The sequence below is a fragment of the Siccibacter turicensis LMG 23730 genome (genome assembly GCF_000463155.2).
GTDB classification, from domain to species: Bacteria; Pseudomonadota; Gammaproteobacteria; order Enterobacterales; family Enterobacteriaceae; genus Siccibacter; species Siccibacter turicensis.
Map to the genome: position 1 here is coordinate 133,641 of NZ_AWFZ01000028.1, position 13,455 is coordinate 147,095.

Consider the following 13,455-nt stretch of genomic DNA (forward strand, 5'->3'; position numbering starts at 1 on the left):
GTTATCTGGCCAGCGGCTTGTCGGTGGTCAGCGTGGTGTCGGAGAGTGACGCCTCGTCTTGCGTGCGCCGCGCCCGTCGCCAGGTGAGCGCTACGCCAAGGCCGTAGATGACGCCGATAACCACCAGCGCCGTGACGTTCTGCCAGGTCAGCAGCTGGATAAGCAAATAGGTCACCGGGGAACCGCCCTGATCCATTGAGGCAACCTGCCCGCCGGCTTTCAGCGCACCGGCGTTGGCGGCCAGCTGGGTGTGCAGCCCGATGGTCTGGGTGGCAATCCACAGCGTGATGCTCATGATGATGACGCCCGAGATCAGGGTGCGGAACAGGTTGCCGCGGTGTACCGCGACCGCCATCGCCACAAAGAAGCCGATGGTGGCCAGATCGCCAAACGGCAGCACTTTGTTCCCCGGCAGCAGCACCGCTATGAGGATGGTCAGCGGAATAAAGATCAGGCTGGCGGAGACCACCGCGGTGTGACCGAGCAGCAGCGCCGGATCGAGACCAATCAGGAAGGACTGGCCACCAAACTTCGCCTGTAGCCGGGCGCGCGCCTGGCGGGCGATGGGCGTCAGGCCATCCATGATGGGCTTGATCACGCGCGGCATCAGCAGCATTACCGCGGCGGTTTTGACCGCCAGCTGCAGCACGCCTTTGACGTCGTAGGAGGCCAGCACCCCGATAATCGCCCCCATGATAAAGCCGACGGTCACCGGTTCCCCGAAGGCGCCAAAGCGCTTCTGCACATCGTCAGCGCTGAAGTGAATACGGCGCAGCCCCGGCACTTTCTCGATCAGCGTATCCACCAGCACCGCGATCGGGCCAAGGTAAGCGGAGGTGCCGTGCGGCACGGCAATGTCCTCAAGGCCGAAAAAGTCGCGGGTATCCCGGGCGAACCAGTCGCCGAGCTTGTAGGCAAAGGCGGCATGCACCACCACGCCCAGCATGCCCAGCCAGTACGAGCCGGTTGCCAGATGGACCAGCGCGCCGGTGAAGGTCATATGCCAGATGTTCCAGATATCGACGTTGACCACCCGGGTCATTCGCGTCACCAGCATCAGAATATTGACCCCGATGGCGACCGGAATGGCGATCAGCGCAATCTGCGACGCCCAGGTCATCGGCGAGGAGCCGGGCCAGCCGACGTCCACCACCTCCAGCCCGATCTCAAAATGCTCGGCCATCGCTTTTGCGGCCGGGCCGATGGAGTCAAGCATCAGCCCGATTACCAGCCCGATACCGACAAAACCGATACCGATTTGCAGCCCGGATTTGAAGGCGTCGCCCGCCTTCATACCGAGGCACAGGGAAAACAGGCCAATCACCACCGGCAGCATCACCGTTGGCCCCAGATCGAGGATGTAACGCATGATTTCAGTAAACATGGGCTTACTCCTGCAGCAGGACGAGGATTTTTTGCCGCAGCGCCTCAATGCCGACGCCCGAGACGAACGGCATACCGTGAACTACCGGTACGTCGCCGAAAGTGCGATCAACCCTGGCGGTGGTGCAGATCAGATCCACCCCATCGAGATAGGTGTCGATTTCATTCACCCGACACTGGACCAGCTCCAGCGCAATCTGATGCTCATCGCACAGCTCCTGAATTTCTTGTGCGGCCAGGGTAGAGGTGGCGACCGCGCCTCCGCAGGCCACAATCACTTTACGTTTCATTGTTATTCTCCGTTTGCAGGTACAGGTTGAACGTCACGCCGCCGGCGTCAGGATGTGACGGCGAAAACACGCCGCCAGCTCCTGCTCCGGCACCGTTAACAGGCTGTCGATAAATGCCGGCAGCTGAAGCTGGCCGAACAGCGTCCGCAGCAGGCTCAGCTGCGCCTGCGGCTGGGTGACCACCAGGGCGATAATCAGTTCGGCGTTCACGCAGGCGTCATCGTCGGCCTGCCTGAAGGGAACCGGATACCGGGGACGAATCAGGTAGATGGCTGGCTCCCGCGCGTGGCTCGCATCGCAGTGCGGGATCGCCACGCAGTGATCCTCGAGCAGGATGCCGGTGGGGTACGCGGCTTCCCGCTCGCGCAGCGCGGCGGGATAGCTCTCCCGACACACCCCGGCCTTTACCAGGGTGTCGCCGATATGCGCCAGCGCCTCGCGATCGTCACGAAATACCAGCCCGGACGCGGTAAGCAGTCGGTAGCTATGCATGGTTCACCTGCCCTGCGCACAGATTTTGCGGTTGGCAGCCCCAGGCGTAGTCGCGCAGCACGTCCTGGATTTTGTCGATAATCAGGTTATGCGGAGTGGGCGTCAGGGTGCCGCTCAGCACGCGGTGGAACTGTTCAGGCAGATACTGGCTCAGCATCCCCAGCGGGAGCGTGACGCCGTTGAGGTTGTGCAGCAGCGTTTCCAGCGCGTGGCTGATGCGCGCATGGGGCCAGTAGTAGCGAATGCGGTCCGACAGGCTGAAATGAATGTCCACCAGCGCGTCCGACCAGGCCTGGCGGTAGTACTTTTTCCAGTAGCCCGGCTCATCGAGCATCACCTGATCGATAACCTGCATGATCCGGCTCTGGCTTTCAGGGGCGATCAGCGCCTGCTCCATGCTGGCGAGGGCAAAGATCGCTTCGCGCATGGCGAAGGTCAGCGCCGGCCCGACCTTGAGGATCGCAAAGTGATCCTTCACCAGCGCCCGATACGCATCGCGGGTCTGGTAATCGGTTGAGTGCGCTTCGTACACCACCGGGGTGGTGGCGATAAACTGGCTGAGCGGCTGGGCTTTTGCCGGGTCGTACTGCACCACGCTGCTGTGGTCGAACTCTACCCCAGGCTGTACCACCAGGGCGATGATGCGGGGAATTGCCGCCTCCAGGCCGGCGTGCCGAAACGCGCGGTGGTGCAGCTCAAGGGTATCCGCCGCGTCTTCGGGACGGGTGACATGCACGCTGGCGATGGCCGAGGCTTCGCCGCCCGGCACTGGCACCTCCGTACCAATGACGTAGGTCAGCACCGCTTTCTGCGCCTCGGTGGCCGTAGCCTCCGCGACGGCGCCCAGCTCGGCGGCGCGCTCCGCTACCCGCGCCGGTGGCAGCGGGACGGGATCGTCCGCGCAGGCCATTGAGGCATCAAGGTGAATTTTGCTGAAGCCTGCCTGCACGTAGTCGGCGATCAGCACCCGGGCTTTTGCCATGGCCTGAGCAGCGCTCTCGTTCTGCCAGCAGTTCGGCCCCAGATGGTCGCCGCCGAGGATCAGGCGTGACGCCGGGAACCCCACCTGCCGGGCAATGGCCAGCACGTACTCGCGAAAGGCGGCGGGTTTCATGCCGGTATAGCCGCCGTACTGATTCACCTGATTTGAGGTCGCCTCAATCAGAACCTTGCGCTGGCTGTGCAGATCGAAGCGCAGCGCCGCTTCAATCACCAGCGGATGTGCGGAACAGACCGAGCAGATCCCGCAATCCACACCACGTTTATGCTGTTGTAGTAACGTTTTCATCATTTCCTCCGAATGGCTGGCATTTACCATCGTTTCTTTTCGTTAATACCACAATTGCTTTCTTTTTGATGTGTGATCGCGATCGTTTAATTTCGTTTACCGGCGTCGCCAGGTAATAATGCGGCGGCGTAAGGCGAGAGAATGATTCGTTAAGTGAATGAATTAACGCTTTTTATTGAAGAATAATGAGGTTTTCGCGTTACTGGTTGGCGTAATTGCGCGGTGCTTCACAGGGTGATGAACGGCGTTTTACTTTCTAACCCTTTCGTTTTAGGATGATCACACTTTTTCGGGAGGTGGCATGAATACGTTTGAGCGCAGAAACAAGATTGTTGAGATGGTTAACGGTGCCGGCAGCGTCATGGTTAACGATATTGCCGCCGCGCTGGGAGTAACGGAAGTGACCGTGCGCACCGATCTTCGCCTGCTGGAGGAGCGCGGCATGCTGACCCGCTTTCACGGCGGTGCCGCGCGCAGCGGCGCGCTGATCGCGCTCGACAGCGCGGTTGAGGGCAGCGAGGTCAGCCTGCACGATCGCTACCTGCTGGCGGCGGATCCCAAACGGCGCATCGCCATTGAAGCGGCAAAGCTGGTTAAAGAGGGCGATACCGTGATCCTCGACAGCGGCAGCACCACCAGGCTGCTGGCGGATGAACTGGCTGGCATGAGCAACATCACGGTCATCACTAACAACCTGCCCGCCGCCAACGTGCTGCTGGAAAATACCGATATTACGCTGGTGGTGTGCGGCGGCACGCTGCGGCATAAAACGGTCTCTTTACACGGCAGCATCGCGGAGTACGCCCTGCGCGGGGTGTCGGCCAACCTGATGTTTGTGGGCGCCGACGGCTTTGACTGCGAAACCGGCATTACCACCTTTAACGAAGGCTATGCGATAAGCGGCGTTATGGCGGAAGCGGCCCGACAGGTGGTGGTGGTCAGCGATTCCAGCAAATTTGGCCGCAAAGGTTTCAACACCGTTCTGTCGATCGACAGGATCGATACGATCGTTACTGATAAAAACGCACCGGAAGACGCCATTAAGCGACTGAAAAGCAAAGGTAAAAAAGTGATTATCGTATGATCGAGGTGACACGGCGTGACGTTTAGCGCTGCGCGCCGGCGAAAAATTTTTTTCCCTCAGCGAACAGTAAGATAGGCCCGATAACAAACGAAGCGCGCGGCAACAGCATTGCCAATCACCGGAAGTGACTTATACTGGTTATAAATACAGTATAATTATCGGGACCGCTGCGATGGCGCTATATCATTTATCCCCTTCGCCTCACACCGTTCGTTTACCGCTCTACCTTGAGCGGGTTTCCGCCGGGTTCCCAAGCCCGGCAGCAGACTACATTGATAACGCGATCGATCTGGTGAAGCACCTGATCCCACACCCCTCTTCCACCTACGTGCTGCGGGTGTCGGGCGATTCCATGCGCGATGCCGCGATCGTTAACGGATCGCTGCTGCTGGTGGATGCCAGCCTGCGCGCGCGGCATGGCGATATCGTGGTCGCCCGGCTGCGCGGCGACTTTACCGTGAAACGCCTGCGGCTGGTGCCAACCCCGCAGCTGTGTCCGGAGAATCCCGCCTATGCGCCGATTCCGCTCAGCGATGAAGAAGATGTGCATATCGTCGGGGTGGTGACCACGGTTATCCATACCCCCTCGCGCAACGGCTGAACCTCATGGCATGGCGGCGCGTTATGGGATGGCATTCTGTTGCGCACCGCACAGGCGTGAGTCAGTACGCGGTCGCAGGTGGTGAGGTCAACGCCTAAAGCAGACGTAAGAAAACTGACGCGCACGCCAGACAGAGGGGCGCATCAGCCCGGTTATTCCTCGTGGCGGCGCGGCGCGCGGTGCACCCGCTGGGTTGACGCCGGGGCGGTGGCGAGCTTCGCCGCTGGCCGGATGGGGCGGCGTACCAGCTCCCCACCGCAGTTCGGGCAGCTACCGGCGAACACCTCGTCCGCACAGCGCGCGCAGAAGGTGCACTCGAACGAGCATATGCGCGCGTCCGGTGCGTGGGCGGGCAGATCCTGGTCACAGCATTCGCAGTTTGGTCGTAACGCAAGCATGGTGTTCTCCTCTGTTCCGCCTACCCTACCCGCTGATGAGCGTCCCTGTAATACCTTTTCAGGACAGGGTGCGTGCAGAAAAGGACATCCCCCTGCCCGCCCCTGGCGTCGTTACTGACCTGCGCTTTCCGGAATGCGGGCGATAACTTTTATTTCAAAATCGAAACCCGCCAGCCAGTTGACGCCGACCGCCGTCCAGTTGGGGTACGGCGCCTCGCCGAACACCTTCAGCCGTACCGGGTTGAGCAGGCCAAACTGCTTTTCCGGATCGGTATGGAACGTGGTGACGTCCACTACGTCATCAACGGTGCAGCCCGCGGCGGCCAGCACCGCTTCCAGGTTGGCGAAGGCCAGTTCCACCTGTTTGACAAAATCAGGCTCCGGGGAACCGTCCTCGCGGCTGCCCACCTGGCCGGACACAAACAGGAGGTCCCCCGCGCGGATGGCCGCGGAATAGCGGTTGATGTTATACAGCGCCTGGCGGCCTGCCGGGAAAATTGCGTCGCGTGTGGTCATGGTGTTCTCCAGTTCATCAGTAGGGACGCCCGCCCGCCGTCACCGGCATCGGGCTAATGCAAAACAGATCGCCGGGACTATGCTACAATCGAAAACATACGCGGCGTATGTAAATTATTAAACATACGCGACGTATGTCAAACACTATCGACATCTTTTTTCAGGAGCAGGTATGGCAGCAAAACGACGCGCCGAGCAGGTGGAAGAGACACGAGCAAGGCTGATTCAGGCGGCGCGAGCGGCGTTTTCCGGGAAAGGTTATGCCGCGGCGTCGATGGATGAGCTGACGGCGTCGGCCGGGCTTACGCGCGGGGCGCTCTATCATAACTTTGGCGATAAGAAGGGACTGCTTCAGGCGGTAATCGACCAGATAGACGGCGAAATACTCACCCGGATGCGGGAGGCGGGCGCGCGCGAAGCCACCCTGTGGGACGCGTTTATTACCGAAGCGCTGACCTATATCGAGATGTCGCTGGAGCCGGAAGTGCAGCGCATCATGCTGCTGGATGGCCCGGCGGTGCTGGGCGATCCCTCGCAGTGGCCGAACCAAACCGCCTGTCTGCGTACCACCGCCGACACCCTTGAAGCGCTTATTGCCCAGGGTACCGTGCGTGAGGTCGATGCCGAAGCGGCAGCCCGGCTGGTGAATGGCGCGGCGCTGAACGCCGCCCTGTGGATCGCCGCCTCAGACGCCCCTCACGAGGTGCTCCCGCGCGCGATTAGCGCGTTTAAGGTGCTGATGTCCGGGTTACGGGTCCAGCGCGATGACAGCGCTGCATCCTGAGCAGATATAACCCCAGGCGGCGCTAACGGCTGCCTGCGTAAATTCCGGCAGGTGGTTCATCGCCGGGCAAATATATTGCTCGACGCACGCCGGATTATTCGCCGCCTTTTTTGCCAATACCGTAATCCATGACGGCGTTGTCGCTTTGCCGAAAAGATGCCAGGAAATACCTTATAGCCGAAAAATAGTGCATTAGCTGGCGCCCTGCCCCATGAATAATTACGCACTCTTTTTGCATGAATTAGTTAATAGTTATTAATCAATAGGTGGTAAGCCCGTCAGCGCCCGCGCAGAAAGGGCTGGCGGCTCACTTCCCGCCGGGCGTTAACGGCATCTTTTGATAACAACAAACGGCGCCGCGGCGTGTATTGTGCCGCCGCTTTAACCCTCATCAAGCCCTTTTTTAACGGCTTAATATTCTGTGTGCCATATTTATTCCGGGCTTATCGCCCGGCTTTTTTTATCATTTCCCGCCAGGCTTACCCTTCTTTTGCGTCTTATTTACGCCACCCGAATGAGCGCCCCGATAATCCGCGCCGCTATTTCTGCTGCTGACGAAAACGCGCCACTTTTGCCCGGTTACCGCACAGCGCCATGCTGCACCAGCGGCGGCGATGCGCTTTGGTACGATCGTAAAACCACAGGATACACTCCGGGTGCTCGCACTCGCGCACCCGCTCGAAATGCGGATCGCTCAGTAGCGACGCCGCCAGGGTGGCGATCGGTTCAAGCAGCTGAGCCGGGGTCTGGTAACCATAGATGCGTGTAATCTCCAGCGCACCGTCGTCGCCTTCCACCAGCTGCGGGTAACTGCTGGCGCACGCCAGATAGTGGTTCAGGGCCGCCGTATCCACCGGCTCACCCGCCTTTTTCTGCCCCACCAGCCGCCGGATCGTCTCGCGCAGCGCTCTGGCTTCCCGGAGCAGCTCCCCTTCTGCGAATGCCAGCGACTCTGGAACCACCACCAGCCCGGACTGCGCCAGCCAGCGTTTCACGTCGTCGTCGCGTTGCCAGGCATCCACCGCCTGCCCTTCTACCTGCGCCACGGTATTAAGAAAATCAAGCGCGCCGTGGTCGGCGATAAACAGTGCGCCGCCGGCATGCTGCGTTGCGTTATCAGACACGGGATACCTCCGTCAGAAATCGTGAAGCAGATCGTAACCTATAAAATTAATAATTAACAGTTACATCCTGATGGCAGGCGCGGATTTGCTTCAACCCCCTGATAACTAAGCGATCGTCTGAACAGCCTGGCCGATGACAAAGCGCCACACGCGTCTGTAACCGTTAAAATACATATTGACGGGTTACAAAAGACGGTCATACTGACTGCAAGTAACCACTAAAAATACATTTACCAGTTACAGGAGTGCGATGACCATGAATACTTACTATCCCGTGCGTTATACCTGGGCCAATGCCGATGGCATGCGCGTGTTTTACCGCGAGGCCGGCGATCCTACCCATCCGACGCTGCTGCTGCTGCATGGCTTTGCCAGTTCATCGCACCAGTTCCGCGAGCTGATCCCGCTGCTGGCGGATAAATTTCATATCGTGGCTCCCGACCTGCCGGGTTTCGGTTTTACCGAGGTACCGGCAGCGCGCGACTACCGCTACACCTTTGATGCCTTCGGCCAGACGCTGACCCATTTTGTGGATGCACTGGGTCTGGCGAGCTATACGCTCTACGTCTTCGATTACGGCGCACCGGTCGGGCTGCGCCTGGCGCTCAACTATCCTGAGCGGGTGACAGGGTTTATCTCCCAGAACGGTAACGCCTATCTGGAAGGGCTGGGAGATGCCTGGGCACCGGTGCAGGCCTACTGGGCGGAGCCGTCGGCCGCAAACCGTCAGGTGGTGAATGACGCGGTGCTTAATATGGAGGGCATTCGCTGGCAGTACCTGCATGGTGTGACCGACGTGGAGCAAGTGGCACCGGAAACCTGGCATCTTGATACCCTGCTGATGGAGCGCCCCGGCAACCGCGAGATCCAGCTCGATCTGTTCCTGGATTACGCCAATAACCTGACGCGCTACCCCGATTTTCAGGCCTTTTTCCGCGACAGACAGCCGCCAGCGCTGATTATCTGGGGCAAACACGATCCGTTTTTCATCCCGGCCGGGGCTGAAGCCTACCGCCGCGATAACCCGAACGCCGTAGTGGAGCTGCTGGACACCGGCCACTTCGCGCTGGAAACCCATGTCACCCATATTGCGACGCGCATTCGTGAAACTTTCGGCGGGGAAACACGCTGACCCACAGCGGAGCGGCCTTTGCCGCTCCGCATCACACAATATCTGCCGCCCGCCACCGCCCTGCGCCGCATAATCTGCAACCTGTTGGCGCGCATTTCCCTTAAATCAGCATAATTATTTACCCCGCCCAAAAAGCAAACAACCAGCACGTAACACGTGATAAGCCCATAAATTAGGTGTTTAACGCCACAAAGTTGCACCTGCGCCGAGTTTTCTTTAAGGTGGCAGCCACTCACGGAATGTGACCTGGCTCAACTTTTAGCCTCTTATAGCTTTCTTTTCCTTCTTTGAACGTCCCGGCTGCGAAAGCTATAAGCTGCTCCATCAACATTTATGGGGAGTTTATGACCACCACGACAACCGCCGTACCGCACGAAAAAAAATCTGAGCTTACCGTCGATGACATCACGGTGATCGACAGCAAATTACTTAAACGCGCCGTGGGCGCCGCCGCACTCGGCAACACCATGGAGTGGTTCGACTTTGGTGTTTACAGCTATCTGGCCGTGATCATCGGGAAAGTCTTCTTCCCGGACGCCAGCGCCACCGCGCAGCTCATCGCCTCCTTCGGGACCTTCGCCGCCGCGTTCCTGGTACGCCCACTGGGCGGGATGGTATTTGGCCCGCTCGGCGATCGCTTTGGCCGCCAGAAGGTGCTCGCGTTCACCATGATCATGATGTCGATCGGCACCTTCTGCATCGGCCTGATCCCGGATTACGGCAGCATCGGTATTATGGCGCCGATCCTGCTGCTGATTGCCCGTCTGGTGCAGGGCTTCTCCACCGGCGGCGAGTATGGTGGTGCAGCCACCTTTATCGCTGAGTACTCCACCGACAAGCGCCGCGGTTTTATGGGCAGCTTCCTGGAGTTCGGTACCCTCGGCGGCTACCTGCTGGGGGCGAGCCTGGTCACCATCATGATGGCCGTACTTCCCGCCCAGGCGATGCTCGACTGGGGCTGGCGCATTCCCTTCTTCCTCGCCGCGCCGCTGGGGCTGTTCGGCCTCTATATCCGTCTGAAGCTCGAAGAGACGCCGGCGTTTAAGGATCATATGGATAAGCAGGAGGCGCTCGAGCACAGCAAGCCGCGCCTCGGGCTGTTCCAGATGCTGAACCAGCATAAAAAGCAGCTGCTGAAGTGTATCGGGCTGGTGCTGGTGTTTAACGTCTCGAACTACATGCTGACCTCGTACATGCCGAGCTATCTGACCGGCGTACTGGGGCTGAGCGAGCTGACCGGCCTGCTGCTGGTGATGGTGGTGATGTTCGTGATGATGCCGTTGACTCTGGTCTGGGGCCACTGGACCGACCGCATCGGGCGTCGCCCGGTAATTGGCGTCGGCGCGCTGGGCCTGGTGCTGTTGGCTATTCCGAGCTTTATGCTGATCGGTTCCGGTAACATGCTGGCGGTATTCGCCGGGTTAATCGTGCTGGGCGTGCTGCACACCTGCTTTAGCGGCACCATGCCGGCGACGCTGCCGGCGCTGTTCGTCACCGATATTCGCTACAGCGCGCTGGCCATCGGCTTCAACGTCTCGGTATCACTGTTCGGCGGCACCACGCCGCTTATCACCGCCTGGCTGGTGGATACCACGCAGAACGTGATGATGCCCGCCTACTATATGATGGGTGCCGGGGTGATTGGCCTGATTACCGTACTGACGCTGCGGGAAACCGCCCGTAAGCCGCTGAGCGGCTCATCGCCCGCGGTCGCCTCCCATGCGGAAGCGCACTCGCTGATCAACACGCTGCGCCGCCAGCGCGGCAAAAAGCAGCCCGCGGCGCAGAACCCCGCGTGATGCAACCAAAAAGCCGGATAACAATCCGGCTTTTTTTATGTGAGGGGCACGCCATCAGGTTTTCACGCCGCTGAGCATATCCTGGAGCAGTTCAACCAGCGCCTGCTGGCGCGGGGCGGAGAGCGCGTCCAGAAATGCCGCATCCACCTTGTCCGCCACGGGCTTTGCCTGGGCCAGCGCCGCCTGCCCGGCATCGGTTAAAAATATAAAGCGGCGACGCCTGTCAGCATCCCCCTGCTGACGCGCAATCAACCCTTTTTTTTCCATCCGTGCCAGCAGTTCAGCCAGGGTTGCTTTAGTACTGACCGCTGCATCCATCAGTTCCATCTGCTCAATACCCGGCTTTTCCCTCACCGCTGTCAGTACGGCGTACTGCTGCTTGGTAAGGTCGGGCAACGATTTTTGCCAGCGGGCGGTGTGCTCCTGAATCAGCTGGCGCATCAGATGGAAAGGAATGGTGCTGATATCGTTGCTCATGAGTGATCGCTCTGTAGGGAAACGCGTGATACTGCAAAGCTTATCGTATTTTCCCCGCACCGTTGAGCCTTCACGCCCGGTCGTACCCGTTATTTCCCCGTATAGCCGATATTAAAATAGCGCACGGCGTTGTCCGACTGAAACTCGGTAAAGAATTCCGTCATCAGGTTGCGATCGAGGTTGTACTGCTTCGTCAGTCTGCCCGCTTCCAGCGCCGCGACGCGTTTTTCACCGGTTTTTTGCTCCAGCTGATAACAGTAGCCCAGCACATAACCGCGCTTGTACTCGGCGCAAAACCGGGCCGGCACCTTTACCGGACAGGGCCCCGCCGCCGTAAATCCCGCCATCAGGCCTTTACCAAAATGATTTTTCATACGTACCTCGCATCGTTATATACATAAATATATAACGAATCAGCACGGTTTAAAAAGCCCTCTTAGGGGTTAGCGAACGCGGCGCGGGAAAGCTGAAACATTCGTACACGAACTTTCCCCTTCTCCCCCGTTGCCTCACCCAGCCAACAGGATTACCCTGCCATAAAGTTCGCACACGAACAAAATCTGGCGAGCGCAGGTGACAAGACAGAGAGCGAGGCTCACCGCCGTGTCGCGTTGGCCGGGTCGGGAAACCGATTCATAACGGGAGGGACAGAGATGGCGTTTGACGATTTGCGCAGCTTTTTACGCGCGCTGGATGCGCACGGACAGCTGCTTGAGATTAACGAAGAGGTGCAGGCCGAGCCGGATATCGCGGCGGCCGCTAACGCGACGGGACGCATCGGGGACGGCGCGCCGGCGATATCCTTTACTCATATCAAAGGCTTCGATCGGGCTCACGTAGTGATGAATACCATCGGGTCATGGCAGAACCATGCCATCTCGCTGGGGCTACCCCCAGCAACCCCGGTTAAACGACAGATAGAGGAGTTTATCCGCCGCTGGGATACCTTTCCGGTGGCACCGGAGCGCCGCAGCAATCCGGCCTGGGCTGAAAACAGCGCGGACGGTGACGATATCAACCTGTTCGATATCCTGCCGCTGTTCCGCCTGAACGACGGCGACGGCGGTTTCTATCTGGATAAAGCCTGCGTGGTATCACGCGATCCGCTCGACCCGACGCACTTCGGCAAGCAGAACGTCGGTATCTACCGGATGGAGGTCAAAGGCAAACGCCGGCTTGGTCTGCAGCCGGTACCGATGCATGACATCGCGCTGCACCTGCACAACGCGGAGGAGCGCGGCGAGGATCTCCCCATCGCCATTACCCTGGGCAACGATCCGATCATCACGCTGATGGGCGCCACCCCGCTGAAGTACGACCAGTCCGAGTATGAAATGGCCGGTGCGCTGCGAGAAAGCCCTTATCCCATCGCTACCGCGCCGCTCACCGGCTTCGACGTGCCCTGGGGATCGGAGGTGATCCTTGAAGGGGTTATTGAAGGCCGGAAACGCGAAATTGAAGGCCCATTCGGGGAGTTCACTGGCCACTACTCCGGCGGGCGCAATATGACGGTGGTGCGCATCGACAAGGTTTCCTGGCGCACTAACCCCATTTATGAGTCGCTCTACCTCGGGATGCCCTGGACCGAAATCGACTATCTCATCGGTCCCGCAACCTGTGTTCCGCTCTATCAGCAGCTGAAAGCGGAGTTTCCGGAAGTGCAGGCGGTAAACGCCATGTACACCCACGGCCTGCTGGCGATTATCTCCACCAAAAAACGCTACGGCGGCTTTGCCCGCGCCGTTGGCCTACGCGCCATGACCACGCCGCACGGCCTGGGCTATGTGAAGATGGTGATCATGGTGGACGAAGATGTCGACCCGTTCGACCTGCCGCAGGTGATGTGGGCGCTGTCGTCGAAGGTAAACCCGGCGGGGGATCTGGTGCAGTTGCCCAATATGTCGGTGCTGGAGCTTGACCCCGGCTCCAGCCCGGCGGGGATTACCGACAAACTGATTATCGACGCCACTACCCCGGTTGCGCCGGATACCCGCGGCCACTACAGCCAGCCGGTCAAGGATCTGCCGGAAACGTCGCTGTGGGTGGAAAAACTGACGGCCATGTTGGCCAATCGACATCAATAAGGA

Annotated in this window: 15 protein-coding genes; 6 read left to right on the plus strand and 9 right to left on the minus strand. The window is 59.5% G+C overall.

All coding sequences use genetic code 11. The features are described from left to right. Position 1: 1 nt before the first annotated feature. The 4 genes from DW58_RS05065 to gatZ are packed head-to-tail and all read right to left on the minus strand — an operon-like array spanning position 2 to position 3,453. Positions 2 to 1,384 (minus strand): galactitol-specific PTS transporter subunit IIC, encoded by a 1,383-nt coding sequence (locus DW58_RS05065; RefSeq protein WP_024548088.1) that lies wholly within the window; start codon positions 1,382 to 1,384, stop codon positions 2 to 4. Between the two features lie 4 nt (positions 1,385 to 1,388). Beyond that, positions 1,389 to 1,673: a PTS galactitol transporter subunit IIB gene (gene gatB / locus DW58_RS05070; protein ID WP_024548089.1), complete on the minus strand. Its 285-nt coding sequence runs from the start codon at positions 1,671 to 1,673 to the stop codon at positions 1,389 to 1,391. A 33-nt stretch (positions 1,674 to 1,706) separates the two neighbouring features. Beyond that, positions 1,707 to 2,165, minus strand: a complete 459-nt coding sequence (gatA, locus tag DW58_RS05075) for a PTS galactitol transporter subunit IIA (RefSeq protein ID WP_024548090.1) — start codon at positions 2,163 to 2,165, stop codon at positions 1,707 to 1,709. Then, complete coding sequence (gatZ, locus tag DW58_RS05080) at positions 2,158 to 3,453, minus strand: tagatose-bisphosphate aldolase subunit GatZ (RefSeq protein WP_024548091.1); 1,296 nt, start codon at positions 3,451 to 3,453, stop codon at positions 2,158 to 2,160. Before gatZ ends, gatA begins: the two co-directional genes overlap by 8 nt. 301 nt (positions 3,454 to 3,754) lie before the next feature. Between gatZ and DW58_RS05085 the strand changes: the two genes are divergently transcribed. Beyond that, entirely contained in the window at positions 3,755 to 4,537 is a 783-nt protein-coding gene (locus DW58_RS05085; protein WP_024548092.1) for a DeoR/GlpR family DNA-binding transcription regulator, read from the plus strand. A 172-nt stretch (positions 4,538 to 4,709) separates the two neighbouring features. Next, positions 4,710 to 5,138: a translesion error-prone DNA polymerase V autoproteolytic subunit gene (gene umuD / locus DW58_RS05090; protein WP_024548093.1), complete on the plus strand. Its 429-nt coding sequence runs from the start codon at positions 4,710 to 4,712 to the stop codon at positions 5,136 to 5,138. 152 nt (positions 5,139 to 5,290) lie between these two features. On the opposite strand, the gene DW58_RS05095 is transcribed toward umuD, so the two are convergent. Next, the gene (locus tag DW58_RS05095) at positions 5,291 to 5,536 is read right to left on the minus strand and encodes a DUF1272 domain-containing protein (RefSeq protein WP_024548094.1); all 246 of its coding nucleotides are present in this window, start codon (positions 5,534 to 5,536) and stop codon (positions 5,291 to 5,293) included. Between the two features lie 111 nt (positions 5,537 to 5,647). Further along, positions 5,648 to 6,052: a RidA family protein gene (locus tag DW58_RS05100; RefSeq protein WP_024548095.1), complete on the minus strand. Its 405-nt coding sequence runs from the start codon at positions 6,050 to 6,052 to the stop codon at positions 5,648 to 5,650. Positions 6,053 to 6,224: 172 nt separating this feature from the next. Here DW58_RS05100 and DW58_RS05105 point away from each other — a divergent pair, with 172 nt between their 5' ends. Continuing rightward, positions 6,225 to 6,836 (plus strand): TetR/AcrR family transcriptional regulator, encoded by a 612-nt coding sequence (locus DW58_RS05105; protein WP_024548096.1) that lies wholly within the window; start codon positions 6,225 to 6,227, stop codon positions 6,834 to 6,836. A gap of 539 nt (positions 6,837 to 7,375) precedes the next feature. Here the strand turns inward: DW58_RS05105 and DW58_RS05110 are convergent. Then, complete coding sequence (locus DW58_RS05110) at positions 7,376 to 7,960, minus strand: CGNR zinc finger domain-containing protein (protein WP_024548097.1); 585 nt, start codon at positions 7,958 to 7,960, stop codon at positions 7,376 to 7,378. A gap of 250 nt (positions 7,961 to 8,210) precedes the next feature. Here DW58_RS05110 and DW58_RS05115 point away from each other — a divergent pair, with 250 nt between their 5' ends. Together DW58_RS05115 and proP are read left to right on the plus strand one after the other, a co-directional pair. Beyond that, positions 8,211 to 9,092 (plus strand): alpha/beta fold hydrolase, encoded by an 882-nt coding sequence (locus tag DW58_RS05115; protein WP_024548098.1) that lies wholly within the window; start codon positions 8,211 to 8,213, stop codon positions 9,090 to 9,092. Between the two features lie 344 nt (positions 9,093 to 9,436). Then, a complete protein-coding gene (gene proP, locus DW58_RS05120; RefSeq protein ID WP_024548099.1) occupies positions 9,437 to 10,891 on the plus strand; it encodes a glycine betaine/L-proline transporter ProP in 1,455 nt (484 codons plus the stop codon). Between the two features lie 54 nt (positions 10,892 to 10,945). On the opposite strand, the gene DW58_RS05125 is transcribed toward proP, so the two are convergent. Further along, a complete protein-coding gene (locus DW58_RS05125; RefSeq protein WP_024548100.1) occupies positions 10,946 to 11,368 on the minus strand; it encodes a MarR family winged helix-turn-helix transcriptional regulator in 423 nt (140 codons plus the stop codon). A gap of 89 nt (positions 11,369 to 11,457) precedes the next feature. Beyond that, a complete protein-coding gene (locus DW58_RS05130; protein WP_024548101.1) occupies positions 11,458 to 11,742 on the minus strand; it encodes a DUF2623 family protein in 285 nt (94 codons plus the stop codon). A gap of 279 nt (positions 11,743 to 12,021) precedes the next feature. Between DW58_RS05130 and DW58_RS05135 the strand changes: the two genes are divergently transcribed. After that, entirely contained in the window at positions 12,022 to 13,452 is a 1,431-nt protein-coding gene (locus DW58_RS05135) for a non-oxidative hydroxyarylic acid decarboxylases subunit C (RefSeq protein ID WP_024548102.1), read from the plus strand. Positions 13,453 to 13,455: the final 3 nt, after the last annotated feature.

What these genes read in the sequence shown, in the direction of transcription:
- DW58_RS05125 (WP_024548100.1), bottom strand. Translation starts at nt 11,368, where the DNA reads ATGAGCAACGATATCAGCACCATTCCTTTCCATCTGATGCGCCAGCTG.
- DW58_RS05085 (WP_024548092.1), top strand. Translation starts at nt 3,755, where the DNA reads ATGAATACGTTTGAGCGCAGAAACAAGATTGTTGAGATGGTTAACGGT.
- gatB (WP_024548089.1), bottom strand. Translation starts at nt 1,673, where the DNA reads ATGAAACGTAAAGTGATTGTGGCCTGCGGAGGCGCGGTCGCCACCTCT.
- proP (WP_024548099.1), top strand. Translation starts at nt 9,437, where the DNA reads ATGACCACCACGACAACCGCCGTACCGCACGAAAAAAAATCTGAGCTT.
- gatA (WP_024548090.1), bottom strand. Translation starts at nt 2,165, where the DNA reads ATGCATAGCTACCGACTGCTTACCGCGTCCGGGCTGGTATTTCGTGAC.
- gatZ (WP_024548091.1), bottom strand. Translation starts at nt 3,453, where the DNA reads ATGAAAACGTTACTACAACAGCATAAACGTGGTGTGGATTGCGGGATC.
- DW58_RS05105 (WP_024548096.1), top strand. Translation starts at nt 6,225, where the DNA reads ATGGCAGCAAAACGACGCGCCGAGCAGGTGGAAGAGACACGAGCAAGG.
- DW58_RS05065 (WP_024548088.1), bottom strand. Translation starts at nt 1,384, where the DNA reads ATGTTTACTGAAATCATGCGTTACATCCTCGATCTGGGGCCAACGGTG.
- DW58_RS05095 (WP_024548094.1), bottom strand. Translation starts at nt 5,536, where the DNA reads ATGCTTGCGTTACGACCAAACTGCGAATGCTGTGACCAGGATCTGCCC.
- DW58_RS05115 (WP_024548098.1), top strand. Translation starts at nt 8,211, where the DNA reads ATGACCATGAATACTTACTATCCCGTGCGTTATACCTGGGCCAATGCC.
- DW58_RS05135 (WP_024548102.1), top strand. Translation starts at nt 12,022, where the DNA reads ATGGCGTTTGACGATTTGCGCAGCTTTTTACGCGCGCTGGATGCGCAC.
- DW58_RS05130 (WP_024548101.1), bottom strand. Translation starts at nt 11,742, where the DNA reads ATGAAAAATCATTTTGGTAAAGGCCTGATGGCGGGATTTACGGCGGCG.
- umuD (WP_024548093.1), top strand. Translation starts at nt 4,710, where the DNA reads ATGGCGCTATATCATTTATCCCCTTCGCCTCACACCGTTCGTTTACCG.
- DW58_RS05100 (WP_024548095.1), bottom strand. Translation starts at nt 6,052, where the DNA reads ATGACCACACGCGACGCAATTTTCCCGGCAGGCCGCCAGGCGCTGTAT.